We start from the raw sequence: 25,068 nt of genomic DNA, 5'->3' as shown, positions 1-25,068 counted from the left end.
ATATGTGAGGCCTTATGGGTATTGTGAATATTGAAGACGAGTTGCATGAGCAGCTGCGTCTTGCGAGCAGGGTGACTTGCCGCTCTATTAATGCGCAGGCTGCCTTCTGGATTAAGATAGGTATGTTATGCGAAACCAATCCGACGCTCAGTTTTTCAGAGATTATGCGTCGTGAGCTGAATGCTGCCGGTGTTGCTGTTTCATCGCTGGGCATGAGTGAAGCATGATTAAGCACCCTCAGGAACTGGCGCTGATGGCAGAAGTAGGGCGTTTGCTGGCTTCAGTCTTTGATATGCTGGATAAAACGCCGCTTGAAGGGGTTTCAACGCTTGAAATCAACGACAAAGTCGAGCGCTTTATCATTGAGGATTTGCAATCCCGACCGGCCAGTAAAGGCCAGTATGGCTATGGTTTTGTGCTGAACTCTTCAGTCAATCATGTAGTTTGTCACGGTGTGCCGTCACAAACGGATGTGCTGAAAAGCGGTGATATTGTCAATTTTGACATTACACTGGAAAAGAACGGCTATATCGCGGATTCCAGCAAGACCTATTGTGTTGGCGAGGTGAATGCTGCCGCTAAAAGGTTGGTGCGCACAGCTTATGAAGCAATGTGGATGGGTATTGCTGCTGTGCGTCCGGGTGCGCGGATCGGCGATATCGGCTGGGCAATCGAGCATCACGCCAAGCGCAACGGCTATTCGGTCGTACATGATTATTGCGGTCACGGTATCGGCCGTGAAATGCATGAAGAACCGCAAATTCTCAATTTCGGTAAACCCGGAACCGGCCTGTTTCTGCAACAAGGCATGGTTTTCACCATTGAACCGATGCTCAATCAGGGGCAACGCAATGTAAAAACTGAAGCGGATGAATGGACTGTCACCACAAAAGACGGGTTACTCTCGGCTCAGTTCGAACATACGGTTGCGGTGACGGCAACAGGCGTTTCGGTGCTGACCTTGCGTGCGGATGAAAAGAACTCACCGCAGGCGAAACGATTAGGTTTGATAGCAAGTTGATGTGAAAAAGGCCTGCAGTGACTACAGGCCTTTTTATTCTATATTTTAATATGCTGCTGTGAAGCGCTGACGGATATGTTTGCCCTGTTCTGCTTCATCAAGAATGGCGACTGCCAGATCGCCGACGGTGATTTTGCTTTCGCCCTTATCGTCAAAAACCGGAGAATCTGTGCCTAAACGGAATGTGCCGGTGGATTCACCCGGCACCAGCAGAATTGCCGGTGAGACAAAAGACCAGTCCAGTTCATTCTCGGTTTTTAGATCATTGAGTGCCTGACGGGCACCCAGCGCACCTTCTTTATATTCCGCTGGAAATTCAGGGGAATCCACCAGCTGAGCGCCGTTGATTTCAAGGCTGCCTGCGCCGCCAACGGCGATCAGGCGTTTGATGCCGGCTTTTTTCACAGCTTCAGTGATAGATTTGCTGCCTTTGATGTGAATATTGCGGATGTCGGCTTCCTGCCAGCCCGGATTATAGGCGGAGATCACCAGATCATGGCCTTTTAAAAGGGTGGCCAGTCCGTCTGTGTCGAGAACATCGGCTTTCACGGCGGTGACATTGGCATTGGCAGCGATTTTTTCCGGATGGCGCACAAGTGCGCTCACCTGATGGCCGCGTTTCACGGCTTCATTGAGCAGGGCTGTACCGACATAGCCGCTGGCGCCGATGATTGCGATTTTTGACATAGGACTTACCTCATATTATAAGATTGATAAGAATTATTTTTAATCAGGTTACGATAAGTAACTATGTAATATGATTTGAAATGACTGTGAAGAATGCACTTTAAAGTCAGCAAGTCACTTCAAAGTAACCACCTGCAAATGCGCGCTTTGCCGTTCAATTTTACGGTCGCGTGCAATGAAGGAGAAGGTAATGACCTCTCAGATGAATGCCGCGCTGAAGAAAAATTCAGCAGAGCCACAGCATGATGATGGAAATAATACCTCGCCGATTCTGGCTGATACCGCAGGATTCGCCGAGGACGAAAACGGCACATGTCCGATCCGTGAAGTGCTGGATCGGGTGGGGGATACATGGAGCCTGCTGGTTATTCTCAATCTTCAGCAGGGTACAATCCGCTTCAATGCGCTGCGCCGTCTGATCGAGGGCATTTCGCAGCGCATGCTCACAGTGACTTTACGCTCATTGGAGCGTGACGGTTTGGTGTTGCGCACTGTACGTCCGACTTCACCGCCGGAGGTGGAATATTCGCTGACTGCATTGGGAATGTCGCTGGCAAAGCCGATTGACAATCTGGGACAATGGGCGGTCGATAACCGCCATACCATGCGTGAAGAGCGCGCGCGTTTCGATGCGCAACAATAAATCAAAGGCGCATTGTCAGAGCGTATCCTGAGAAATGGGAACCGGTTTTTGGATAAGATACGCATAAAAACAAAGAGATAGAACGAGCGCCGTGATCCGGTTTGAATGCAGGCCGCTCTGACAATGCGCCTTCCTTTCTTATCGTGTTATTTTTTCACGGTAACGGATACAGAGCGGACTTTGTTTTTGCTGACACTGCAGTCGACTGTAATTGCATCCCATGCAGCACTGCCGTTGCGCTGACGGGCTTCGCCGTTGAGCCTGACGGTTACATTGCCGTTGTTGCGGTTCAGTTGCGCAGCATCATAATCGGCTTGCGTAAAGCCGAAGCGGTCATATTTATATTTCTTGTTTTTGGTCAGATCATGCGCTGTTGCAGAGCATAAAGCAGTTTCCGGCTTTGCCTTGCTGTCATTGATGGCCAGATTGTAATTGGCTTTAAAGTCAGAGCTCTGTTTTGGCACAGCTTCCGCCTGAACAAGGGAGGATGAACCGATAAGAGAAATTATTACAACAGAGGCTTTAAAAGGAAGAGTTAACATAGCAAATCCTGCCGTTTATTGATTGAATGTAATATACTTGTTGATCGTGATGATCTGATTAATATTGGTTCTTAAAATATCGCTGAAAACTATGATCTATTTTAGTGCAAATGAGGGTTAAAAGCTGCCTTCTATATCGTTTTACAGTAATATGTATCGAGCAGTCCCTGTTTTTCACTTCAGACACATTTCCAATGATGTGGGGGTGTTAAGAATAAACAAGCAAAAGAAATGAAGCCACCATCAGCGGAGGAATGAATAAGGCCGCAGCAATGAGAATATTTGAAACAGGCCGGTGAATTGAAATCTTCTTTTTATAAAACTCAAAATTTCTCACGGATTTTATAGTTTGATAGAGTAGCAGATAGGTGCATATGGCGAAAAAACCGATGTTCCAGCCTGATAATTGAGCCGGTGTCGGCCGCCCGGGAACGCCGAGTATCCATGGGATAATGAGAAGGCCGCACAGAACAGCGATTACATCAGGATATATGCGTATTATAAATTTTATCATGCCGATCTCTGTTCTAGGAATGCCGGATATTTAAGTTGAGGCAAGTTTCAAGGAATGGCAATGTTGCAACGTAAGAAACCGGCATGTGTTTTGAAGCATAAGTGGCCGGTTTCGGATCAAGATACGGAAACAAGCCGCTGTCTGCACCGCAGGCCTTGACAAGACAGGCTTTCACTCCTTAAAAGCCGCTCAGGATTTCAGGGCGTCTTTACAGATTCCCCGTATCTGTTGACGTGTCCCGTGAATAATTGCCACATTCGCTGTCGCAATATTCTGTCAGTCTTCACAACAAGAAGGCAGAGGAGGGCGCGTTTCCTTCGAGCGAGGCAGACAAGCTGCCGCGCCGGTAAAACTTTTAAAGGGAAATGCGATGAGTAAGCGCGAATCTTCCAAATATAAAATTGATCGTCGTCTTGGTGAAAACATCTGGGGTCGTCCTAAATCCCCTGTAAACCGTCGTGAATACGGCCCGGGCCAGCACGGTCAGCGCCGTAAGGGCAAGCTGTCCGACTTCGGTATTCAGCTGCGCGCAAAGCAGAAGCTGAAAGGCTTCTACGGCGATATCTCCGAAAAGCAGTTCCGTAAAACTTACGAAGAAGCTGCTCGTCGTAAAGGCGATACCGGTGAAAACCTGATCGGTCTGCTGGAAAGCCGTCTGGACGCAGTTGTATACCGCGCCAAATTCGTACCGACCATCTTTGCTGCCCGTCAGTTCATCAACCACGGTCACGTAAACGTAAACGGTCGTCGCGTTAACATTCAGTCCTACCGCCTGAAGGCTGGTGACGTTGTTGAAGTTCGCGAAAAGTCCAAGCAGCTGGTTATCGTTCTGGAAGCTGTTCAGCTCGCAGAACGCGATGTTCCTGACTACATCGTTGCAGACCACGGCAAGCTGACTGCAACATACAGCCGCGTTCCAGGCCTGTCCGACGTTCCATACGCCGTTCAGATGGAACCAAATCTGGTTGTTGAATATTACTCCCGTTAATCGTGAGTATGGCGGAATTATCCGCTGTGAAATCAGAGCCGCTGCGGATTTCCGCGGCGGCTTTTTTGTTTTGGATAAGCTATCTTTCCCTTTCTTCGGGGGGCTGCCTTATGTATTGTCACGCAAACTGTAAGAAAAAAATCTGGAGTGCAGGTCTATGGCAGGCTCAGTCAATAAAGTTATTCTCGTCGGTAATCTCGGAGCGGATCCTGAAATCCGCCGCCTGAACTCCGGTGAGCCGGTTGCAAACCTGCGTATCGCAACATCGGAAAGCTGGCGCGACCGCCAGTCCGGTGAGCGTAAGGACAAGACCGAATGGCACAGCGTTGTAATCTTCAACGAAAATCTGGCCAAAGTTGCAGAACAGTATCTGAAAAAAGGCGCCAAGGTTTACATTGAAGGTCAGTTGCAGACCCGCAAATGGACAGACCAGAACGGCAATGAACGCTACACAACTGAAATCGTGTTGCAGAAATTCCGCGGTGAGTTGCAGATGCTCGACAGCCGTGGCGAAGGCGGCGGTGGCGGCGGCCGTTTTGAAGGCAGCGGCAGCGGCGGTGATCGCTTTGCCGGTGGCGGCGGTTCATCGCGCGGCGGTGACTATGGCAGCAGCGGTGGCGGTAATGATTTCGGCCGTTCCAGCCCGCAGCAGCAGTCCGGCGGTTTCAGCCATGATTTGGATGATGATATTCCGTTCTGAGACTTATTCTCTCAAAAAGAAAAGCCCGCGCTTGACGCGGGCTTTTTTATTTAGAGTGCCAGACACCCTATTGGGCACACAATGGTAGCTCTAACTTCCTACAATCAATGACCGGATACCATCTGCAACAAATTGCACAGCCAGAGCCGCAAGGATAACGCCGAGCAGGCGGGTGAGGATGGAGCGGCCTGTTTCCCCCAAGAAGCGATCCACGCGCTCTGCAAGCAGAAATACGATGTAAGAAAGCACGATACAGGCAAGCAGAATGCCGAGCAAAGCAAGTCTGCTGCCAATGGTCGGAAACGTACCACCGAGAAGGACTGTGGCGGAGATGGCGCCCGGGCCGGCAATCAGCGGAATGGCCAGCGGGAAGGCGGCAACATTGCGGATATGGTCTTTGGTGATGGCGACCGTCGCGCTTTTCTCATGGCGTTCCTGACGGCGTTCAAAGATCATTTCAAATGCGATCCAGAACAGCAAAAGACCACCGGCAACGCGGAATGCGCCAAGTGTAATGCCGAACAGCATCAGAATTTGCGCGCCGGCAACGGCAAAGAGCGCGAGGATGATAAAGGCGATGATGCTGGCGCGTTTGGCAACCTGTGCCCGTTCACGGCGATCCATGCCGGTGGTGACGGCGAGAAACAGCGGTGCAAGCCCCGGCGGATCAATGGTTACGAGCAGTGTGACAAAGGCGCTGAAGAGACTGTCATAAAAGCTCATCCGTGTTCCTGTTCTTGTTCTTTATGAATGATTGTAAGAATTATGCCTGTCTTTGCCGTATAAGCGCAAGATGGTTCTTGTGCCGGTTCTGAAAGGCCGATTGATGAAGTATTCTGATGTATTTGCGCCCGTCCCGAACGGGAAACAAGAATATTCTCTGATTTATGCGTGACAGGGTGATAAATATGCCAAAAAAGCACAAAATCGGCTATATTTGGTGTGTATGAAGGCCGCCGCAAGGCAGTCGAAATTTCGTGATTTTGATGTTATGGGATAGAGTACAATCTATCAAAACTAATCGATTCTTTATGAAAGATATTTGAATAGTGACAGACCTTACTCCGCCGCCCGGTTCAGACGAATTTAACGGCATTGAACCGATTTCTATTGTGGAGGAGATGCAGCGGTCCTACCTCGATTACGCTATGAGCGTTATCGTCAGCCGCGCGCTTCCTGATGTTCGTGACGGGTTGAAGCCGGTCCACCGGCGTATTCTCCATGCCATGAATGAGATGGGGCTTGCCTGGAACCGCTCCTACCGTAAATCTGCCGGTGTCGTCGGTGAAGTGATGGGTAAATACCATCCGCATGGTGACGCCTCTATCTATGATGCGCTGGTGCGTATGGCGCAGGACTTCTCCATGCGCGAACCACTGGTTGACGGGCAGGGTAACTTCGGTTCCATCGACGGCGACAGTGCCGCTGCGATGCGTTATACCGAGTGCCGTCTGGAAAAAGTTTCCTCGGTTCTGCTCGAAGATATCGACAAGGACACTGTTGATTTTCAGGACAATTATGATGGCCGCGAACAGGAGCCTAAAGTGCTTCCGGCGCGCTATCCGAACCTGCTGGTCAATGGTTCCGGCGGTATCGCTGTTGGTATGGCCACCAATATTCCTCCGCATAATTTAGGTGAAGTGATCAATGGCTGTATTGCCCTGATCGATAATCCTGAAATGTCGCTGGAAGAAATGATCGAGATCATTCCGGGGCCCGATTTCCCGACCGGTGGTTTGATCCTCGGCCGCTCCGGCATTTATTCGGCTTACAGCACCGGTCGCGGTTCTGTGCTGATGCGTGGCCGTGTGACCATCGAGCCGATGCGCAATGACCGTGAATCCATCGTGATTACGGAAATTCCGTATCAGGTCAACAAAGCGAGCATGATTGAGAAAATGGCTGAATTGGTACGCGACAAGCGTATTGAAGGCATTTCCGATCTGCGCGACGAATCCGACCGTGACGGTTATCGTGTGGTTGTTGAGCTGAAGCGCGATGCCAATGCTGATGTGGTGCTGAACCAACTTTACCGCTACACCCCGCTGCAGACCTCTTTCGGCTGCAATATGGTGGCGCTGAATGGTGGTAAGCCGCAACTTCTGACCTTGATGGAAGTGCTGAATGCGTTTGTGCATTTCCGTGAGGAAGTTGTCAGCCGCCGCACCAAATTCTTGCTGAATAAAGCCCGCGAACGTGCGCATGTCTTGGTTGGTCTGGCGATTGCCGTTGCCAATATCGACGAAATTATTGCGCTGATCCGCCGTGCGCCGGATCCTGCAACGGCGCGTGAGCAGTTGATGACACGTCGCTGGCCTGCAGCCGATATCGCACCGCTGATCCGTCTGATCGACGATCCGCGTCATGTGCTGAATGATGACAGCACCTATAATCTGTCGGAAGAGCAGGCACGCGCTATTCTTGAACTGCGCTTGCAGCGCCTGACAGCTCTCGGCCGTGATGAAATCGCTGATGAACTGAACAAGATCGGCGAAGAAATCAAAGACTACCTGTCTATTCTGGCATCGCGTGAGCGCATTCTCGGCATTGTTAAGGATGAAATGGCTGCGGTTCGTGATGAATTCGCCACGCCACGCCGTACTGAACTGACCCTTGGCGGCGCTGAAATGGATGATGAAGATCTCATCGCCCGTGAAGATATGGTCGTCACCGTCAGCCATGCCGGTTACATCAAGCGCGTGCCGCTGAATACCTATCGTGCACAGCGCCGCGGCGGCAAAGGCCGCTCGGGTATGGCGACGAAGGACGAGGATTTTGTTACTCGTCTGTTTGTGGCCAATACCCATACGCCGGTACTGTTCTTCTCCTCGCGCGGTATCGTCTATAAAGAAAAAGTCTGGCGTCTGCCGATCGGTACTCCGCAATCCCGCGGTAAGGCATTGATTAATATGCTGCCTTTGCAGCAGGGTGAGCGTATCACCACGATTATGCCGTTGCCTGAGGATGAGGCAAGCTGGGCAGAACTCGACGTGATGTTCGCTACAACGCGCGGTACTGTGCGCCGTAACAAGCTGTCCGATTTCGTTCAGGTCAACCGCAATGGTAAGATTGCGATGAAACTGGAAGAAGAGGGCGATGAAATCCTCTCGGTCGATACATGTACGGTTAATGACGACGTGCTGCTCACCGCTGCCGGTGGCCAGTGTATCCGTTTCCGTGTGGATGATGTGCGCGTCTTTGCCGGTCGTAATTCGATTGGTGTACGCGGTATCAATCTGGCGGACGGTGATAAAGTTATCTCCATGGCCATTCTTGAGCATGTGGAAGCGACACCGGCCGAGCGTACAGCCTATCTGAAGCGCGCTGTTGCTGAGCGCCGCAGCCTCGGCTCGGATGATGTGGAAGATATCGCAGTCGTCGGTGAAGACGTGACCGAAGATGCGGAACTCAATGATGAGCGTTATGAAGAGCTGAAAGCCCATGAGCAGACTGTTCTGACAGTCAGCGAGTTCGGTTACGGCAAGCGTTCTTCGTCCTATGAATTCCGTATTTCCGGCCGTGGCGGTAAAGGTATCCGCGCCACTGATACATCGAAGACTGATGAAATCGGTGCGCTGGTTGCGCTGTTCCCTGTGGAAGCAAGCGACCAGATCCTGCTGGTGTCGGATGGCGGTCAGCTGATCCGTGTGCCGGTTGGCGGTATCCGCATTGCCGGTCGCTCCACCAAGGGCGTAACCATCTTTAACACCGCAGATGGTGAAAAGGTTGTGTCGGTTGAGCGGATTTCTGAAACCGATGATGAAGAGGATGAAACCTCGGAAACCGCCGGTGAACAGACACCGGTTCAGGAAGCGCCCCAAACGGGCGGTGATGAACCTGCCGCAGAATAAGCTCTGAAACAAAAAACGCCCCGTCATTTTGACGGGGCGTTTTTTATTGTGCTCACATAAAGAAAAAGGCGGTGTCTTCTCACACCGCCTTGAAATAAAAGCCTGGACTGGAGGTTCCGGCTGCAACTGCCCTCTGATTAAAGAGGTATTTTGTATCTATTTAGGCCTGATTTAGGCGAAACCAAGATATTATCACTTCACTTATGCGTGTGTAATGCGCTTTGATCTGGTGCCGCGGGCGACACGCCGTACAGAGCGCAGGTCGAAGACTGATTTCTGATTGCTCAGACGCCTGGAGGCACTTTCTTCGATCATCAGGATAATGGCTGCAAACATCATCGCGACGATCATTGAGATTGCGAGAATAAATAGCATCATCATTTTATCCTTTCGCTTATATTACGCGCAAGCGACACAAAGGTTGCATAAAATCTTTCATTTTGTGGCATGTGAGATCTGTGCGGTTACTGTGTTGCCCGTAATATAGGCGTTTTCACTTGAATTATTTCTGACCGGTCTATTCATGCTAGGTTCACTTTGGGAGCGCGTAAACCTATGCTTTTGATGTAAGACTGAGGCTTAGAGCGGTTCTTGCGCCGCTCTTTGCTGAACCCGTTATGTACTTCGCTTTAGAGATTGAAATTGGTCAGTATAATGATTAATTCATTGGGTATGAAAACAGCTCTCTATGCAGGATCATTTGATCCGGTCACCAATGGTCATCTTGATGTTCTGCGCGGGGCTCTCGGGCTGGCTGACAAGGTGATTGTTGCTATCGGCGTCCATCCGGGTAAAACCCCGATGTTCAGCTTTGAAGAGCGGGTTGAGCTGCTGCGCGAGGCCGGAGAGCAGGCTTTCGGCAAAGATAATAGCCGTATTGATTATACCAGTTTCAGCGGTCTGGTGGTGGACACTGCCAGAAGTTTCAACGCAACGCTGATGGTGCGCGGTTTACGCGATGCTACTGATTTTGATTATGAAATGCAGATGGCCGGTATGAATACAGGTATGGCACCGGATGTGCAGACTGTGTTTTTGCCCGCTTCCCCCGATGTGCGTTTTATTACTGCCACACTGGTGCGCCAGATTGCGGCAATGGGGGGCGATGTCAGCCGCTTCGTGCCGCCTGTTATCGAAAAAGCCCTAAAGCATAAGCTTAAAAAATAAGAATTTAGCTTCACACAGGAAAAATCATGTCCTTTTTGCGTAAATTTCTGGCTGTCACAGCCTTTCTCGCATTTTCAGCAACTGCCGCTTTGCAGCCGGTCAATGCGCAGGCCGCAGACCCTGAAAATACAGTGGTTCTGACTCTGAAAGACGGTGATGTCGTTATTGAATTGCGCCCTGATCTGGCTCCGAAACATGCGGAGCAGATCAAGAAACTGGTGCGCGACGGTGCTTATAACGGCGTTGTGTTCCACCGCGTGATTGACGGCTTTATGGCGCAGACCGGTGACGTACAGTTCGGTAATGCGGATAAGGACTATAATCCGGGTCGCGCAGGCACCGGCGGTTCCTCCTATGGTAATATTCCGGCAGAATTCTCCAAGCAGCCATTTGTGCGCGGCACCGTCGGCATGGCACGCAGCTCATCGCCGGATTCTGCCAATTCGCAGTTTTTCATCATGTTTGATGAAGGCTCGTTCCTGAACGGCCAGTATACTGTTGTCGGCGAAGTCGTCAGCGGCATGGAAACCGTCGATAAAATCAAAAAAGGCAGCAAATCTGCCAATGGCGCGGTTGATAATCCTGACCGTATCGTTAAAGCCATTGTTCTGGCCGATCGTAAGTAATTCTACTTTAAACGCGGCTGTCTGAGTTGCAGCCTGAAAAATCTACAGGAGAAGCCCCATGGCTTATAAAGATCCGGAAAATACACTGGTACTGGAAACCACTAAAGGTACAGTTGCAATCGAACTCTATCCAGATCTGGCACCAGGTCATGTTGCCCGTATTAAAGAACTGGCACGTGAAGGCGCTTATGACGGCGTTGTATTTCACCGCGTGATCGATGGTTTCATGGCGCAGACCGGCGACGTGAAATTCGGTAAACAGGGCGGTTCCAGCTTCAACCCATCCCGCGCCGGTATGGGCGGTTCGGACAAGCCTGACCTGAAGGCAGAATTCACCAACACCAAGCACGTACGCGGTACCTGCTCGATGGCACGCAGCCAGAACCCGAACTCGGCTAACTCCCAGTTCTATATCTGTTTTGCTGATGCACCTTGGCTGGATCGCCAGTACTCCGTATGGGGTCAGGTTATTGAAGGCATGGACAATGTTGACAAGATCAAGCGCGGTGAGCCGGTAACTGATCCGGATTCAATTACTTCAGCTAAAATCGCTGCTGATCTGTAATTTCTGATCTGTCAGCTTGCTGATTTGAGGGGCGCGTTATGGTTCAAGCCGTAACGCGCCCTTTATTTTTTGCCCGCTGTTCTGTATGGCAGGGCAATGCGAATTTTAGAAAAATTTGAACTCCCCGAAATTGAGGCCAGTGATGCGCGTCGATCTGTTTGATTTTGACCTGCCGGAAGAGCGCATTGCGCTGCGTCCGGTTACCCCGCGCGATCATGCAAAACTGTTGCGCGTCATTCCGGATCAGCCTTTGCAGGATCTGCATGTCGGTGATTTGCCGGACTTGCTGCGCGAAGGCGATGCGCTGATCTTCAATGATACCAAGGTTATTCCGGCGCAACTTGAGGGTACGCGTGAGCGTGACGGCACAGTCGCAACCGTGAGTGCGACCTTGCATATGCGCACCGGTGCTGATCGCTGGAAAGCATTTTTGCGCCCTGCAAAGCGAGTGAAGGAAGGTGAGCGTATCCGTTTCGGCCATTCGGGTTCCAGCTGTTTTCTAGGCACGCTGGATGCTCTGGTTGCAGAAAAACACGACAGCGGTGAAGTGCTGCTGGTGTTTGATGTCTCCGGTGCCGTGCTGGATGAAGCGATTGCTTCGGTCGGGCATATTCCGCTGCCGCCTTATATCGCGTCCAAACGGGCGGAAGATGCGCAGGACAGACAGGATTATCAGACTGTCTATGCGCGTGAAGAGGGCGCTGTTGCAGCACCGACTGCCGGTCTGCATTTCACTCCGGAACTGCTGGAGCGCATTCGCGCCAAGGGCGTGGAAGAGCATTTTGTAACGCTGCATGTAGGTGCAGGCACATTCCTGCCGGTTAAGGCTGATGATACTGCCGACCACAAAATGCATGCGGAAATCGGCTATGTCTCTGAGGAAACCGCAGCAGCACTCAATCGTGTGCATGAGCGGGGCGGGCGGATTATCTCTGTCGGCACGACGTCGCTGCGCCTGATTGAGAGCGCAACTGGTGAGGACGGCATTATCCGTCCTTGGTCCGGCGCGACCGATATCTTCATCACCCCCGGTTATAAGTTCCGTGCGATTGATATGCTGATGACCAATTTCCATCTGCCGCGCTCGACATTGTTCATGCTGGTCTCGGCTTTCAGCGGTTTCGAGACAATGCAGGCGGCCTATGCCCATGCCATTAGCAATGAATACCGGTTTTATTCCTATGGCGATGCCAGCCTTCTGACGCGTCGCGACGCCTGAGCAGTTTCAGGAAAAGTGGAAGCCGGTTTTCCGTCCGAAACTGCGAAAAATAATACTAAGAGATTTTGATATGACTAGTGAAAATTTTGAATTTAAAGTGCTGGCAACAGACGGCAAAGCACGGCGCGGTGAAATTACTATGCCGCGCGGCACTATCCGCACACCGGCCTTTATGCCGGTTGGCACCGCAGGCACCGTCAAAGCCATGTATATGGATCAGGTCAAAGACCTTGGCGCGGATATCATTCTCGGCAATACCTATCATCTGATGCTGCGTCCGGGTGCTGAGCGTGTGGCACGTCTTGGCGGTTTGCATGAATTTGGCGGCTGGCAGGGGCCTATCCTTACCGATTCCGGTGGTTTTCAGGTCATGTCGCTGGCGCAGTTGCGCAAACTGACAGAGCAGGGCGTAACCTTCCGCTCGCATATTGACGGCCGCGCTTATGAAATGTCACCGGAGCGTTCTATTGAAATTCAGGGGCTGCTCGATAGCGATATTCAGATGCAGCTCGACGAATGTACCGCACTGCCTGCATCCTTCAATGTGATGCAGAAGGCAATGGAACTGTCATTGCGCTGGGCAGAGCGTTGTAAAGTGGCCTTCGGTGATCAGCCGGGCAAGGCGATGTTCGGTATCGTGCAGGGTGGCGATAATGTGCAGCTGCGCGAGCAATCCGCACAGGCGCTGAAGGATATGGATCTCAAAGGCTATGCCGTTGGTGGTTTGGCTGTTGGTGAGCCGCAGCAGGTGATGCTGGATATGCTGGATGTGACCTGTCCGATCCTGCCGCACGAAAAACCACGCTATCTGATGGGCGTTGGTACGCCGGACGATATGCTGAAATCGGTTGCACGCGGTATTGATATGTTCGATTGCGTGATGCCGACCCGTGCAGGCCGTCATGGTCTGGCCTTTACCCGTCGCGGTAAGGTGAACCTGCGTAATGCGCGTCATGCGGAGGATCATCGCCCGCTGGATGAAATGTCAGCCTGTCCGGCATCAAGCCAGTATAGCCGTGCTTATCTGCATCATCTGGTGAAATCCAATGAAGCGCTGGGCGGTATGCTGCTGACATGGAATAATCTGCATTATTACCAATATCTGATGCAGGGCATCCGCGATGCGATTGAGGCAGGCCGCTTCAATGACTTCTTCGAAGAGACTACAGCGGAATGGGCCAAAGGCGATATTTCGCCTCTGTAACAGGCAATAAAAAAGCGGGAGAAATCCCGCTTTTTTATTTTGTGTTGCGCGCTGTGACAGCCCAGACCCGATGGGGAATTGCCAGAGGGTCTTCAGGAAAACCTTTCAGTAAAACTTGAGAGAGTTCACTGTCAAAACGAACCGTTTCTTCAGCTGACAGGCTGGCTTTTACACCCGCGCTTGCACGAATACGTCCGCGCCATGCTTCGTGGCTGTAATAAACCGGCAGATCAAATGAGAAAGTTTCAAGCGTTGTGAAACCGGCTTCTGCCAGATCCTGCAACCATTGCGGATAAATTCCGCTGCCACCGCCCATTGTCCATTTCGGATTGTATTTCAGAATAAGCTGTTCTGTTGCTTCAACAACATTCCCTGCAAAGGGCAACCAGTCGAAATGAGCGATAATGATACGGCCATGAGGTTTCAGAACCCGTTTTGCTTCTTGAGCCGCTTTCGGACGATCAAACCAGTGCCAGCATTGTCCGGCTGTCAAAAGATCAAAACTGTCATTCGCTTCGGTAAGGCTCTCGGCTGAGCCTGTCCGGTAATGGATGTTAACTCCTGTGTCTCTGTCCAGTTCTGCAGCTTCATCAAGCAAGGCCTGCGCCGGATCAATACCGGTAACAATCAGCCCTTTTTGTGCAAGACCGCGGGCGACGGTGCCGGTTCCCGTGCCAATATCAAGCGCTGTTTGTTCAGGGCTGATATAGTTTTTCGCGCTTAAAGCATCGAAAAACTCCGGCGGAAAACCGGCACGAAAATTCCGGTAATCAGAGGCAGTTTTGCCAAAATCAATGGTTTTGCCAAAGGATTGAGTAGCTTGAATATTCTGCTTACCGGTCATAGCGCTCCACAGGTCGTATAAAATTATTCAGCAGCTTCTTTTGCAGCCTCCAGCAAGTCGCTGATCATATCCAGTGTCATCTCGTCAAAATGTGAGATGATGCGGCTTGGCTCAAAATGCGAGACATGCAGATCGGTATAGCCGAAATCAACGGCAATCACCGGAATACCGGCAGCTTTGGCCGCGTCAATGTCGGCGCGGCTGTCGCCAACCATAACCGCCTGATAACGGTCGCCTTTGGCCTGCGCAATTGTATCCGTCAGATGGCGCGGATCAGGCTTGCGGTAAGGGAAGGTGTCCTGTCCGCAGATCGCGGCAAAGCGATGCGCTTCACCCATGCGCTCCAGCAATGCCTTGGCACTGATTTCAAACTTGTTGGTGCAGACAGCAAGGACATAACCTGCGGCACTCAGCCGGTCGAGACTGTTCAGTACGCCGGGGTAAAAGGCTGACTTGCCCGGCATATTGCCGTTATAATGCTCCATAAACAGGGCAAACAGCGTTTTCATATCCTCATCCGTCAGCTGACGGTTTTGTGCCTGATAAGCACGCTCAATCATCACTTTCGCGCCGGATCCGACAAATTTACGCAGAGAGACCGGATCGGCAGGTGTCAGACCACCGGCAATCAGACAGTGATTGAGGCTGTCGAGCAAATCCGGAGCTGTATCTACCAGTGTGCCGTCGAGATCAAAGACGATAACGGGTTGCGCTGTGGTGGTTGCGGAGGAATGAGACATATCTGCCCTTTGGCTTATCGCTATTTTACAGAACACGGCACGGAAAGTGTGCGGCATTGGCAAAACCTACCTGAAATGCGGCTTATTGATAGTCTTTTTCGCTAAATAGATGAAATGGGAACAATAATATATTTGCCGCGCGTGATGCTCGTGCTACAGCAGTGCGGAAATAAGCAGCATTAACGGTGTTTTGCGCGACTACCGCGCGTGGCCTGTTAAGGCATAAAGCGTTTCGCAGCCAAAGCTGCAAATGGAAATACGGGAAGCAGATTTATGAGTTCAGTTGATCCGCGTCAGTTGAAAATTGCCGCCGCCGCTGAGGCTTTAACCCATGTGAAAAGCGGTATGAAGCTCGGTATCGGTACCGGCTCCACAGCTGAAGAGTTCGTGCGTTTGCTGGCCGTTAAGGTGGCTGAAGGCTTCGAAATCATCGGCGTGCCGACTTCTGAGCGCACCGCTGCTTTGTGCGCTGAACTGGGCGTTCCGCTGACTACGCTGGAAGAAACCCCGCATCTTGATCTCACTATCGACGGTGCAGATGAGGTGGATGGCGATCTGTCGCTGATTAAGGGCGGCGGCGGTGCTTTATTGCGCGAGAAAATTGTCGCTGCCGCATCTGATGCTATGATCGTAATTGCTGACGAATCAAAAGTGGTGGACACACTCGGCCGCTTCCCGCTGCCGGTTGAAGTGAATCGTTTTGGTCTGGCTGCAACAAAGCTGGCAATTGAAAAGGCTATTGCCGGCCTCGGATTGGAAGCGCCGTTGAATCTTCGCATGAAAGACGGCGAAATTTTCGTAACGGACGGCGGACATTATATTCTTGATGCATCTTTTGGCCGTATTCCGGATACAAAAGCATTATCAGACGCACTCTTCGCCATTCCGGGTGTTGTAGAGCATGGTTTGTTTATCGGGCTTGCGCGTGCTGCGATTATTGCAGGCACATCAGGCATCCGTACATTGTCGTAATTTTAAATACATATCTGTCGGCTATTGCCGGAACAAACAGATTTCACGCCGTACAGAACGGTGTAAAGTGAATAAAAAACGGAGTATTGACCATATGACCAAGGCAACTGGCTATCGCCGTCTTATTGCGCCGCTGGCGGCGCTTACAGTACTGGCTGGTGTCAATCTCGCGCAGGCTCAGGAGGCTTCGCAGTCTCATCTGGCAGCCGCGCGTGCTGCAATTGCTGCAATCGGCGCTACCGAACAGTTTGACGGCATTCTGCCACGTGCAGCACAGGCTCTGAAATCTGAGCTGATCCAGAAAGACCCGAATCTCGAAGCAATCATCACCAAAACAGTTGATGATAAAGCTCTGGCACTGGCTGCCCGCCGCTCCGATCTGGAAACCGAAGCTGCCCGTGCCTATGCAAATTCTTTCAGTGAAGATGAACTGAAGGCAATCAGCGGCTTCTATACATCCGAAGCCGGTAAGAAGCTGATTTCTGAAGGCCCGATTGTAACCCGAGAAGTGCTGAAGGCTGCTGAAGTCTGGCAGAACGGCGTTGCCCGTGATCTGGCTATGCAGGTTGGTGAAGTGCTGGCGAAAGCTGCCGGCAGTGCAGCTCCGGCTGCTGCTGAGTAATTCAGTCTCAATGACAGAAAAAGCCCGGTCTGAGTGCCGGGCTTTTTTGTTGCATATTATTTGGCACGTTGAGCTTGTGACTTTACGGCATTTCCAGCAAAACTGTGTGGGATGATACGTAAAAACAATGAGTTACAGCAGTTTCAACGATTCAAACTCAAATTTGACTGTTGTAACGTTCTGTAACGGTTCCTCTTGTTAAGCCATTGTGCCGGTAACATATTCGGATAACGCGTAAAAAATTCGGAGACTAAAATGACCAGTTATGACTATGACCTGTTTGTGATCGGCGGCGGTTCCGGCGGTGTTCGGGCAGGGCGTCTTGCCGGAGCTATGGGAAAACGCGTCGGGCTGGCAGAAGAGTTTCGTATGGGCGGCACTTGTGTGATCCGCGGCTGCGTACCGAAAAAGCTTTATGTCTATGCATCGCAGTTTCCGGAACATTTCAGTGATGCTGCAGGTTATGGCTGGACTGTCGGCGAAACCAGTTTTGACTGGTCAAAGCTGGTTGCTAATAAAGAAGCTGAAATTACCCGTCTTGAAGGCCTTTATACCAAGGGGCTGAATAATGCGAAGACGGAGATTCTGCCTTATCGTGCCGTGCTGAAAGACGCCCATACAATTGAACTGGTCGGCAGCGGCAAAACTGTTACTGCGGAAACCATTCTGATCGCGACCGGTGGTCATCCGTTTATGGATGATGCCATGCCGGGGCATGAGCTTTGCATCAATTCCGATCAGGTTTTTGATCTGGCTAAGCTGCCAAAGTCGATTACTATTCAGGGCGGCGGTTATATTGCCGTTGAATTTGCCGGTATTTTCAACGGTCTGGGTGTTGAAACTACGCTGGTCTATCGTGGTAAGCAGATTTTGCACCGTTTTGACGGCGATCTGTTCCGGCTGGTTACTGAGGCGATGATTGAAAAAGGCATCCGTATTGTCACGGAAGCCAATATTACCTCAGTTGCAGAAGCTGAAGGTGAGCATCGTCTGAGTGTTACACTGAGCAATGGTGAAGTGCTGGCCGCCGATCAGGTGCTGCAGGCAATCGGCCGCGTACCGAATACAAAAGGACTTGGCCTTGAAAATGCCGGTGTGAAACAAGCGGAAGACGGCTCAATCATTGTTGACGAATATTCCCATACCAATGTGGAGAATATCTGGGCTGTCGGCGATGTGACCAATCGTGTTCAGCTGACGCCTGTCGCCATTCATGAGGCTATGTGCTTCCTTGAAACGGCATTTAAGGGCAATCCGATGCGCCCTGACCATGAGCTGATCCCGACCGCTGTCTTTTCGCAGCCGGAAATCGGCACTGTTGGCATGTCGGAGGAAGAGGCGGCGAAGCAATATGCCAATGTTGAAATTTATCGCGCGCATTTCCGCCCGATGCGCAATACGCTGGCCGGACGCTATGAGAAAATGCTGACCAAGCTGGTTGTTGATGGGGATACGCGTAAAGTGCTGGGTGCCCATGTGCTCGGGCCGGATGCCGGTGAAATGGCGCAGCTGCTTGGTATTGCTTTGAAAGCGGCAGCGACAAAAGATGATTTTGACCGCACAATGGCGCTGCATCCTTCCGCTGCGGAAGAGTTCGTGACCATGTACACGCCAAGCTACAGGCTGGTCAAAGGGCAGCGTCAGGGCTGATTATTTGTATCGCTCATGAGACAGAGTGACAGACCGGCGGTGGTAATCGCCGGTTTTTTTGTGAGTTTTGATGGATTTCGTCATAAAATTACAAGATGTGACTTAAATCTTGGCAAAAATGACAAGGCTGGAGCCTGTCGGCTTAATTGCGGCTGGTACATTGTCTTCCGGTGGACTATATACGCAAGGCTGTTACTGCAATGGTGCGGTGCAGCAGGGGATAACTCTAAATAAAATCAGAATATATTACAGGTGCTATAATGACGAAGAACTGGACACCGCAATCCTGGAGAGGCATGCCGATTAAGCAAGTGCCTTCTTATCCGGACGCGCAGGCTTTGGCCGATGTCGAGGCTCGTCTGCGTACATATCCGCCTTTGGTTTTTGCAGGGGAAGCGCGCAAGCTTACCAGGCAACTGGCCGAAGTGGCTGAAGGTCGCGCCTTCCTTTTACAGGGTGGCGATTGTGCAGAAAGCTTTGCGGAACATGGCGCGGACAATATCCGCGACTTTTTCCGCGTGTTTTTGCAGATGGCTGTTGTGCTGACTTTCGGCGGATCACAGCCTGTTGTTAAAATTGGCCGTATTGCCGGTCAGTTTGCCAAGCCGCGCTCAAGCGACATGGAAACCGTGAATGGTGTGGAACTGCCTTCTTACCGTGGTGATGTCATCAATGGTATCGAGTTCAATGAAGCATCGCGTATTCCGGATCCGAACCGTCAGGAAATGGTTTACCGCCAGTCTGCGGCAACGCTCAATCTGTTGCGTGCTTTCGCACAGGGTGGCTATGCCAATCTGGAAAACGTGCATAAATGGACGCTCGGCTTTGTTTCGGACAGCCCGCAGAACGAGCGCTATGTTGCCGTTGCCAACCGCATTTCCGAGACCATCAATTTCATGCGCTCTATCGGTATTACCGCAGACAGCAATCATGCGCTGCGTGAAACCGATTTCTACACCAGCCACGAAGCTCTGCTGCTTGGCTATGAAGAAGCGCTGACCCGTGTGGATTCGACCTCGGGTGACTGGTATGGCACATCCGGCCACATGATGTGGATCGGCGACCGTACCCGCCAGCTTGACCATGCGCATATTGAATATTGCCGTGGTATCAAGAACCCGATCGGTATGAAATGCGGTCCTTCACTGGAAGCTGATGATCTGCTGCGCCTCATCGACCGTTTGAATCCGGAAAATGAAGCCGGTCGTCTGACCCTGATTGCGCGTTTCGGCTATGACAAAGTGGAAGATCATCTGCCGCGTCTGATCCGTGCGGTCGAGAAGGAAGGCCGTAAGGTTGTCTGGTCCTGCGATCCGATGCATGGCAATACGATTACTGCTGCGGGTTATAAGACCCGTCCGTTTGATCGTATTCTGAAAGAAGTTCAGAGCTTCTTTGCAGTGCATCAGGCCGAAGGCACTCATGCCGGTGGTATTCATATTGAGATGACCGGTAAGAATGTGACCGAATGCACCGGTGGTGCACGCGCCATTTCTGCAGAAGACCTGTCCGACCGTTACCACACCCATTGCGACCCGCGCCTCAATGCGGATCAGGCTCTGGAGCTGGCATTCCTCGTGGCGGAACTTCTGAAGAAGGATCGTGATTCACAACCTCAGAAAATCGCGGCAAATGCCTGATTTTAAATAGCTAAAACTATACGGGCGGGGCGTGGTTTCCCGCCCGTATTTTTATGATTTCCGGTTTATTGCGGGGCAATATGGAACGCATTTTTAAAGCATTTATCAATTCTATGCGGTCGCTGAACCATCTGGCGCGCCATGAAAAGCCGGTGCAGCAGGAACTGCTTCTGCTGCTTGTTTCGCTGCCTGTGGCATGGTTTGTTGCCGCGGATATGGCAGCCTATCTGTTGCTGGTTGGCGCGGTATTATTTCTGTTGCTGGTGGAAGTCATCAATACGTCCGTTGAAGCTACCTGCAACGCTATCAGCCGTGATTTCAAGAAAGATATTCAGATTGCCAAAGATGCAGGCTCACTTGCCGTGCTGATCGCTTCGATCATGTGTGCAACCATCTGGATTTATCATCTCTGGCCGCTTGTTCGTCCGCTGATTTTCTCTGCTTAAATCGCGATATGTTTGACATATTAGCGTTTTAATAGCCGTCTGAATAAGTGAAACTATGATATGGCTATGGAGCGGGCAGGAGGAGACGGCTATGAGTGAAGATGTATTTAACGGACCTCAGATGCAGGACGTTCGCTATGAGCGGGCGGATATGTCCGGTGCTGATTTTCACGGTGTGAACCTTGCAAATGCCCATTTTCATGCTGTTCTGACGAATGCAAAATTTACAGATACGAATTTAAGCGATGCGGTTTTTGATGATGTTAATCTTGCCGGTGCGCGTTTTAACAATGTCAATTTGTCCGGAACTTCCATTACGGATGCCAATCTCTCTCATTTGATTATTGATGGTGTTACATTGGCAAATGCAGATATTAAGAATGCTGATTTGACGGGAATGCGGATAAACGGGGTTCTCGTAACAGATCTGTTTAAAGCCTATGAACAGGCAAAAGCCTGAGCGCTTTCATTGCCTTATTTATGATATTGTAAATTGAATAACCGTGCCTGTATTCACTGATCTGCACCCGTTTCTCATTGCAAGAAAAAGGCAGTCGCGGTAATGCTTGTGCTATGAGCACACAGACCACATCTCCCGATAAATTACGTATCGCAATCGCCCAGCTGAATCCGGTTATGGGCGATCTTCAGGGCAATCTTGCCAAGGCGCGTGCAGCCCGCAAAACTGCGGCTGATGCCAAGGCTGATCTGATCCTGTTTACTGAATTGTTCATCTGCGGCTATCCGCCGGAAGATCTGGTTTCCAAGCCTGCTTTTGTCAAGGCCTGTGAAAAGACAGTGCAGGCCTTTGCGCTGGAAACTGCTGACGGCGGACCGGGTGTGATTATCGGCACGCCTTTGCAGCGTGATACCGGTCTGCATAATGCGGTGATGGTGCTGGATGGCGGTAAGGTCATTGCCGAGCGTTTCAAAGTTGACCTGCCGAATTACGGTGAGTTCGACGAGCAGCGCAATTTTCAGGCTGGCGCTATGCCGGGCCCGGTCAATTTCCGTGGTGTGCGTTTAGGTATTCCGGTTTGCGAAGATATCTGGGGCGAACTCGGCGTGTGTGAAACGCTGGCAGAGAGCGGCGCGGAAATTCTGCTGGTGCCGAATGGCTCGCCATATCACCGCTCCAAAATGGAAGTGCGCCATCAGATTGCTGTGCGTCAGGTTGTCGAAACCGGCCTGCCATTGGTCTATGCCAACCAGACCGGCGGGCAGGATGAGTTGCTGTTCGATGGCGGTTCATTTGTTATCAATGCCAATCATCATCTGGCTGTGCAACTGCCGCAGTTTGAAGAGCTGGTGTCCATGAGTGACTGGACACGCGGTGAGGATGGCTGGTCTTGTGCTGACGGTGACCGCAACTGGGTGCCGGAAGGTGAGGAAGCGGATTATCTCGCCTGTATGCATGGCCTGCGTGATTATGTGAACAAGAACGGTTTCAAAAGCGTCGTGCTTGGTCTGTCCGGCGGGCTGGACTCAGCAATTTGCGCGGCGCTGGCTGTTGATGCTCTGGGTAAAGACCGCGTGCATACAGTGATGCTGCCTTATCGCTATACGTCCGAAATGTCGCTCAAAGACGCGAAAGACTGCGCTGAAGCACTTGGCTGCCGTTATGATATTGTGCCGATTGCAGAACCTGTTGAGGGCTTTCTCAATGTGCTGCAACCACTGTTTGCCGGTACTGAGAGCGGCGTCACGGAAGAAAATCTGCAGAGCCGCGCCCGTGGCGTTATTCTGATGGCGATCTCCAACAAATTCGGCTCGATGGTTGTGACCACCGGCAATAAGTCGGAAATGGCTGTCGGCTATGCCACGCTTTACGGCGATATGAATGGTGGCTTCAATCCGATCAAAGACCTCTACAAGATGCAGGTCTATGCGCTGGCCGACTGGCGCAACCATCATCTGCCGGAAGGTGCAATGGGGCCGGAAGGTATAGTCGTACCACAAAATATCATCGACAAGGCACCGAGTGCGGAACTGCGCGATAATCAGACAGATCAGGACTCCCTGCCGCCATATCCGGTTCTGGATGCGGTCTTGGAGGCGCTGGTCGAGCATGAACGCAGCGTGGATGAGATTGTTGCCGAGGGTTATGATCGCGCTGTGGTCGAACGTGTAGAGCATCTGCTTTACATCGCTGAATATAAGCGCCGGCAATCGGCTCCGGGTGTGAAGATTACCACCAAGAATTTTGGCCGCGACCGTCGTTATCCGATAACCAACCGCTTCCGCGACCGGCACTAATACAAGATCAAAAGAAGAAAATTATGACTGTAATCGTTCGTTTTGCACCGTCGCCGACCGGCTATATCCATATCGGCAATGCCCGTCCGGCGCTTTATAACTGGCTGTTTGCGCTCAAAAATAAGGGGCAATTCATCCTGCGTTATGATGATACGGATGTGGAACGCTCTCGATCAGAATATGCGGAAGCGATTGCCCGTGATATTGACTGGTTGGGCATCAAACCATCCCGCGTCGAGTATCAGTCCAAGCGTTTTGCCGTTTATGATGCTGCTGTTGAAAAGCTGAAAGCAGCCGGTTTGCTCTATGCCTGTTATGAAACAGCAGAAGAGCTGGAACTGCGCCGTAAATTGCGCCTGACCCGCCGTTTGCCACCGGTCTATGGCCGCGATGCGCTGAAACTGACGGATGAACAGAAGGCGGCTTTTGAAGCTGAAGGCCGTAAGCCGCATTGGCGTTTTCTGCTGCCAAATTTCAAAGCAACGCCGTTTGAAACCGAGCGTACAGAAGTGCATTGGGATGATCTGGTGCGCGGCCCGCAGACTGTTGATCTGGCTTCCATGTCTGATCCGGTGCTGGTGCGCGAAGACGGTACCTATCTCTATACGCTGCCATCGGTGGTGGATGATATTGATATGGGCATTACCCATATTATCCGTGGCGACGACCACGTGACCAATACCGGCGCACAGATTGCAATTTTTCGCGCGCTGAGCGATGTGGTGCCGGTCTTCGGTCATCATAATCTGCTGACTACAACAAGCGGTGAAGGCCTGTCCAAGCGCTCCGGTGCTTTGTCGGTTGGTAGTCTGCGCGAAGCCGGTGTGGAGCCTATGGCGGTTGCTTCTCTGGCGGTGCTGACCGGTACATCGGATAATGTTGAGCCGATTGCAACTATGGAAGAGCTGGCGGCACGCTATGAGCCGTCCCATGCATCAAAATCCAATGCCAAATTCGATCCGGCTGATCTGACCGGTCTCAACCGCGCTTTGATCCATCATCTGGAATTTGCCGATGTTGCACCGCGTCTGGCAGCCTTGGGTATTTCCGGCGACAAAGCTGAAGCCTTCTGGGCAACTGTGCGTGGTAATATTGACCATGTGCAGGATGCTGCGCAGTGGTGGGAAGTGGTCAACCGCACAGCGCCTTTCAGTGATGCAGTGGCCGATGAAGACAAGGATTTCATCGCGCAGGCTTTCGATCTGTTGCCTGAAGCGCCTTGGGGCAGTGATGTCTGGAAAGTCTGGACAGAGGCTGTGAAGGCTGCAACCGGCCGCAAAGGCAAAACATTGTTCATGCCTTTGCGTCTGGCGCTGACCGGTGTTGCTTCTGGCCCTGAACTGGCTGATCTCTTGCCGCTTATTGGGCGGGAAAATACGCTGGCCCGACGCGCCTGATCGCCGGATCAGGCACATAATCAACGGCTTCCTGAATAAGCGGCGGGGATTTCTCCGCCGCTTTTGTATGTTTCATCGCGGGTGCTGCCGGAATGGAGAAGGGTGATTTGCCGACACTGGCGGTTGCCTTAACCGGTATCAGATCCGTGGTGCTGGTTATGTTTTCTGCAGGTACGAAGACGGCTGGCTGCTGCAATGCCGCCTGCCTGACAGTTTTCGGCTTTTTATAAGTCTGTTTAATGCGCTTGCGTGTTGTGGTGACAGCGCGGTTTTCTTTCATCAGCCGTTCAAGCTCTTGCGGGTTGCGGCAATTATAGCGGCGCATATCTGTGTAAATTGCCTGTCGCAGATGTCTCTGCTGTGGTGTTGCCGCTGCACGGGAAATCTGCTGCAAGGCGCTTTCGATGCGATGTTGGGAGGTACGTATATAGCGGCATTCTTCTGAAGCAGAACCATTGCTGAATGCTCCCGGATTACAGGAATAGCGCCTGGCATCGCTATTGGCCTGCCGCTGCATCTGGCTCAGCTGTTGATAGCGTTTGGCCTGCCGCGCATTCAGGCTGGTATGATAATCAAGATTGCGCAAATCCTGCTCATAGACACGGCATATACGGCCATCGGATAGGTTCTGTGAAATTGCCGGGGCGCTTGCAAATATAAGTGTGGCTGCAACCAACACGGCTTTAAATGATGAAAATTGGAAAGCTGCTATTTTGAAATGGATTGATGAAGACATGAAATACTCCGCTCAAATAATCTGAACTGTTAATGAGA

General features: G+C 51.5%; 26 protein-coding genes. 19 read left to right on the top strand and 7 right to left on the bottom strand.

The window, feature by feature from the left end; translation table 11 throughout:
* Positions 1-14: 14 nt before the first annotated feature.
* On the top strand, positions 15-227 hold the full coding sequence (locus BKD14_RS09805) for a ParD-like family protein (protein WP_075655550.1): 213 nt from the start codon (positions 15-17) through the stop codon (positions 225-227).
* Positions 224-1,021: a type I methionyl aminopeptidase gene (gene map, locus BKD14_RS09800; RefSeq protein WP_075655548.1), complete on the top strand. Its 798-nt coding sequence runs from the start codon at positions 224-226 to the stop codon at positions 1,019-1,021. Before BKD14_RS09805 ends, map begins: the two co-directional genes overlap by 4 nt.
* A 45-nt stretch (positions 1,022-1,066) precedes the next feature.
* Here the strand turns inward: map and BKD14_RS09795 are convergent, their stop codons facing one another.
* Positions 1,067-1,708: an NAD(P)-dependent oxidoreductase gene (locus BKD14_RS09795; RefSeq protein WP_075655546.1), complete on the bottom strand. Its 642-nt coding sequence runs from the start codon at positions 1,706-1,708 to the stop codon at positions 1,067-1,069.
* A gap of 202 nt (positions 1,709-1,910) precedes the next feature.
* Between BKD14_RS09795 and BKD14_RS09790 the strand changes: the two genes are divergently transcribed.
* A complete protein-coding gene (locus tag BKD14_RS09790; protein WP_075655843.1) occupies positions 1,911-2,351 on the top strand; it encodes a helix-turn-helix domain-containing protein in 441 nt (146 codons plus the stop codon).
* A 146-nt stretch (positions 2,352-2,497) separates the two neighbouring features.
* On the opposite strand, the gene BKD14_RS09785 is transcribed toward BKD14_RS09790, so the two are convergent.
* Positions 2,498-2,893, bottom strand: coding sequence for a hypothetical protein (locus tag BKD14_RS09785; RefSeq protein WP_075655544.1), 396 nt, complete (start codon positions 2,891-2,893; stop codon positions 2,498-2,500).
* A gap of 884 nt (positions 2,894-3,777) precedes the next feature.
* On the opposite strand from BKD14_RS09785, the gene rpsD reads away from it, so the two are divergent.
* Positions 3,778-4,395 carry a 30S ribosomal protein S4 gene (rpsD, locus tag BKD14_RS09775; protein WP_022711609.1) on the top strand — a complete coding sequence of 206 codons (618 nt, stop codon included), beginning with the start codon at positions 3,778-3,780 and terminating at the stop codon, positions 4,393-4,395.
* Between the two features lie 157 nt (positions 4,396-4,552).
* On the top strand, positions 4,553-5,095 hold the full coding sequence (locus BKD14_RS09770; protein ID WP_075655540.1) for a single-stranded DNA-binding protein: 543 nt from the start codon (positions 4,553-4,555) through the stop codon (positions 5,093-5,095).
* Positions 5,096-5,185: 90 nt separating this feature from the next.
* Here BKD14_RS09770 and BKD14_RS09765 read toward each other — a convergent pair whose 3' ends face one another.
* Entirely contained in the window at positions 5,186-5,818 is a 633-nt protein-coding gene (locus tag BKD14_RS09765) for a MarC family protein (protein WP_075655538.1), read from the bottom strand.
* A gap of 326 nt (positions 5,819-6,144) precedes the next feature.
* Between BKD14_RS09765 and gyrA the strand changes: the two genes are divergently transcribed.
* Positions 6,145-8,946: a DNA gyrase subunit A gene (gene gyrA, locus BKD14_RS09760; protein WP_075655536.1), complete on the top strand. Its 2,802-nt coding sequence runs from the start codon at positions 6,145-6,147 to the stop codon at positions 8,944-8,946.
* A gap of 201 nt (positions 8,947-9,147) precedes the next feature.
* Here gyrA and BKD14_RS19310 read toward each other — a convergent pair whose 3' ends face one another.
* A complete protein-coding gene (locus BKD14_RS19310) occupies positions 9,148-9,324 on the bottom strand; it encodes a hypothetical protein (protein ID WP_175576078.1) in 177 nt (58 codons plus the stop codon).
* Between the two features lie 294 nt (positions 9,325-9,618).
* Between BKD14_RS19310 and coaD the strand changes: the two genes are divergently transcribed.
* The 5 genes from coaD (at position 9,619) to tgt (ending at position 13,727) form a co-directional block, all read left to right on the top strand.
* Positions 9,619-10,113: a pantetheine-phosphate adenylyltransferase gene (coaD, locus tag BKD14_RS09755; protein ID WP_028233504.1), complete on the top strand. Its 495-nt coding sequence runs from the start codon at positions 9,619-9,621 to the stop codon at positions 10,111-10,113.
* Positions 10,114-10,139: 26 nt separating this feature from the next.
* Positions 10,140-10,739, top strand: a complete 600-nt coding sequence (locus BKD14_RS09750; RefSeq protein ID WP_075655533.1) for a peptidylprolyl isomerase — start codon at positions 10,140-10,142, stop codon at positions 10,737-10,739.
* Between the two features lie 58 nt (positions 10,740-10,797).
* Positions 10,798-11,304 (top strand): peptidylprolyl isomerase, encoded by a 507-nt coding sequence (locus tag BKD14_RS09745; RefSeq protein WP_075655531.1) that lies wholly within the window; start codon positions 10,798-10,800, stop codon positions 11,302-11,304.
* 142 nt (positions 11,305-11,446) lie between these two features.
* Positions 11,447-12,523, top strand: a complete 1,077-nt coding sequence (queA, locus tag BKD14_RS09740; RefSeq protein WP_075655529.1) for a tRNA preQ1(34) S-adenosylmethionine ribosyltransferase-isomerase QueA — start codon at positions 11,447-11,449, stop codon at positions 12,521-12,523.
* A 70-nt stretch (positions 12,524-12,593) separates the two neighbouring features.
* Positions 12,594-13,727: a tRNA guanosine(34) transglycosylase Tgt gene (gene tgt, locus BKD14_RS09735; protein ID WP_075655527.1), complete on the top strand. Its 1,134-nt coding sequence runs from the start codon at positions 12,594-12,596 to the stop codon at positions 13,725-13,727.
* 34 nt (positions 13,728-13,761) lie between these two features.
* Here the strand turns inward: tgt and BKD14_RS09730 are convergent, their stop codons facing one another.
* Positions 13,762-14,571 carry a class I SAM-dependent methyltransferase gene (locus BKD14_RS09730; RefSeq protein ID WP_075655525.1) on the bottom strand — a complete coding sequence of 270 codons (810 nt, stop codon included), beginning with the start codon at positions 14,569-14,571 and terminating at the stop codon, positions 13,762-13,764.
* A gap of 23 nt (positions 14,572-14,594) precedes the next feature.
* A complete protein-coding gene (locus BKD14_RS09725) occupies positions 14,595-15,311 on the bottom strand; it encodes an HAD family hydrolase (RefSeq protein WP_075655523.1) in 717 nt (238 codons plus the stop codon).
* 273 nt (positions 15,312-15,584) lie between these two features.
* Between BKD14_RS09725 and rpiA the strand changes: the two genes are divergently transcribed.
* The 8 genes from rpiA (at position 15,585) to gltX (ending at position 24,294) form a co-directional block, all read left to right on the top strand.
* Positions 15,585-16,283 carry a ribose-5-phosphate isomerase RpiA gene (rpiA, locus tag BKD14_RS09720; RefSeq protein ID WP_022710380.1) on the top strand — a complete coding sequence of 233 codons (699 nt, stop codon included), beginning with the start codon at positions 15,585-15,587 and terminating at the stop codon, positions 16,281-16,283.
* A 94-nt stretch (positions 16,284-16,377) separates the two neighbouring features.
* A complete protein-coding gene (locus BKD14_RS09715) occupies positions 16,378-16,905 on the top strand; it encodes a DUF2059 domain-containing protein (RefSeq protein WP_022710379.1) in 528 nt (175 codons plus the stop codon).
* 255 nt (positions 16,906-17,160) lie between these two features.
* The gene (gor, locus tag BKD14_RS09710) at positions 17,161-18,555 is read left to right on the top strand and encodes a glutathione-disulfide reductase (protein ID WP_075655521.1); all 1,395 of its coding nucleotides are present in this window, start codon (positions 17,161-17,163) and stop codon (positions 18,553-18,555) included.
* 260 nt (positions 18,556-18,815) lie between these two features.
* On the top strand, positions 18,816-20,195 hold the full coding sequence (locus tag BKD14_RS09705; protein ID WP_075655519.1) for a 3-deoxy-7-phosphoheptulonate synthase class II: 1,380 nt from the start codon (positions 18,816-18,818) through the stop codon (positions 20,193-20,195).
* A gap of 80 nt (positions 20,196-20,275) precedes the next feature.
* Entirely contained in the window at positions 20,276-20,641 is a 366-nt protein-coding gene (locus BKD14_RS09700) for a diacylglycerol kinase (protein ID WP_028233502.1), read from the top strand.
* A 91-nt stretch (positions 20,642-20,732) separates the two neighbouring features.
* Positions 20,733-21,101 (top strand): pentapeptide repeat-containing protein, encoded by a 369-nt coding sequence (locus BKD14_RS09695; RefSeq protein ID WP_075655517.1) that lies wholly within the window; start codon positions 20,733-20,735, stop codon positions 21,099-21,101.
* Positions 21,102-21,214: 113 nt separating this feature from the next.
* On the top strand, positions 21,215-22,897 hold the full coding sequence (locus BKD14_RS09690; protein WP_075655515.1) for an NAD+ synthase: 1,683 nt from the start codon (positions 21,215-21,217) through the stop codon (positions 22,895-22,897).
* 23 nt (positions 22,898-22,920) lie between these two features.
* Entirely contained in the window at positions 22,921-24,294 is a 1,374-nt protein-coding gene (gene gltX / locus BKD14_RS09685) for a glutamate--tRNA ligase (RefSeq protein WP_075655513.1), read from the top strand.
* Here gltX and BKD14_RS09680 read toward each other — a convergent pair.
* Complete coding sequence (locus BKD14_RS09680; protein WP_075655512.1) at positions 24,257-25,030, bottom strand: hypothetical protein; 774 nt, start codon at positions 25,028-25,030, stop codon at positions 24,257-24,259. The two genes, gltX and BKD14_RS09680, sit on opposite strands and share 38 nt — an antisense overlap.
* Between the last annotated feature and the right edge of the window lie 38 nt (positions 25,031-25,068).

It is taken from the genome of Pseudochrobactrum sp. B5, assembly GCF_001939785.1.
Classification (GTDB): domain Bacteria; phylum Pseudomonadota; class Alphaproteobacteria; order Rhizobiales; family Rhizobiaceae; genus Pseudochrobactrum; species Pseudochrobactrum saccharolyticum.
This window is presented reverse-complemented; position numbering and strand designations above follow the sequence as displayed.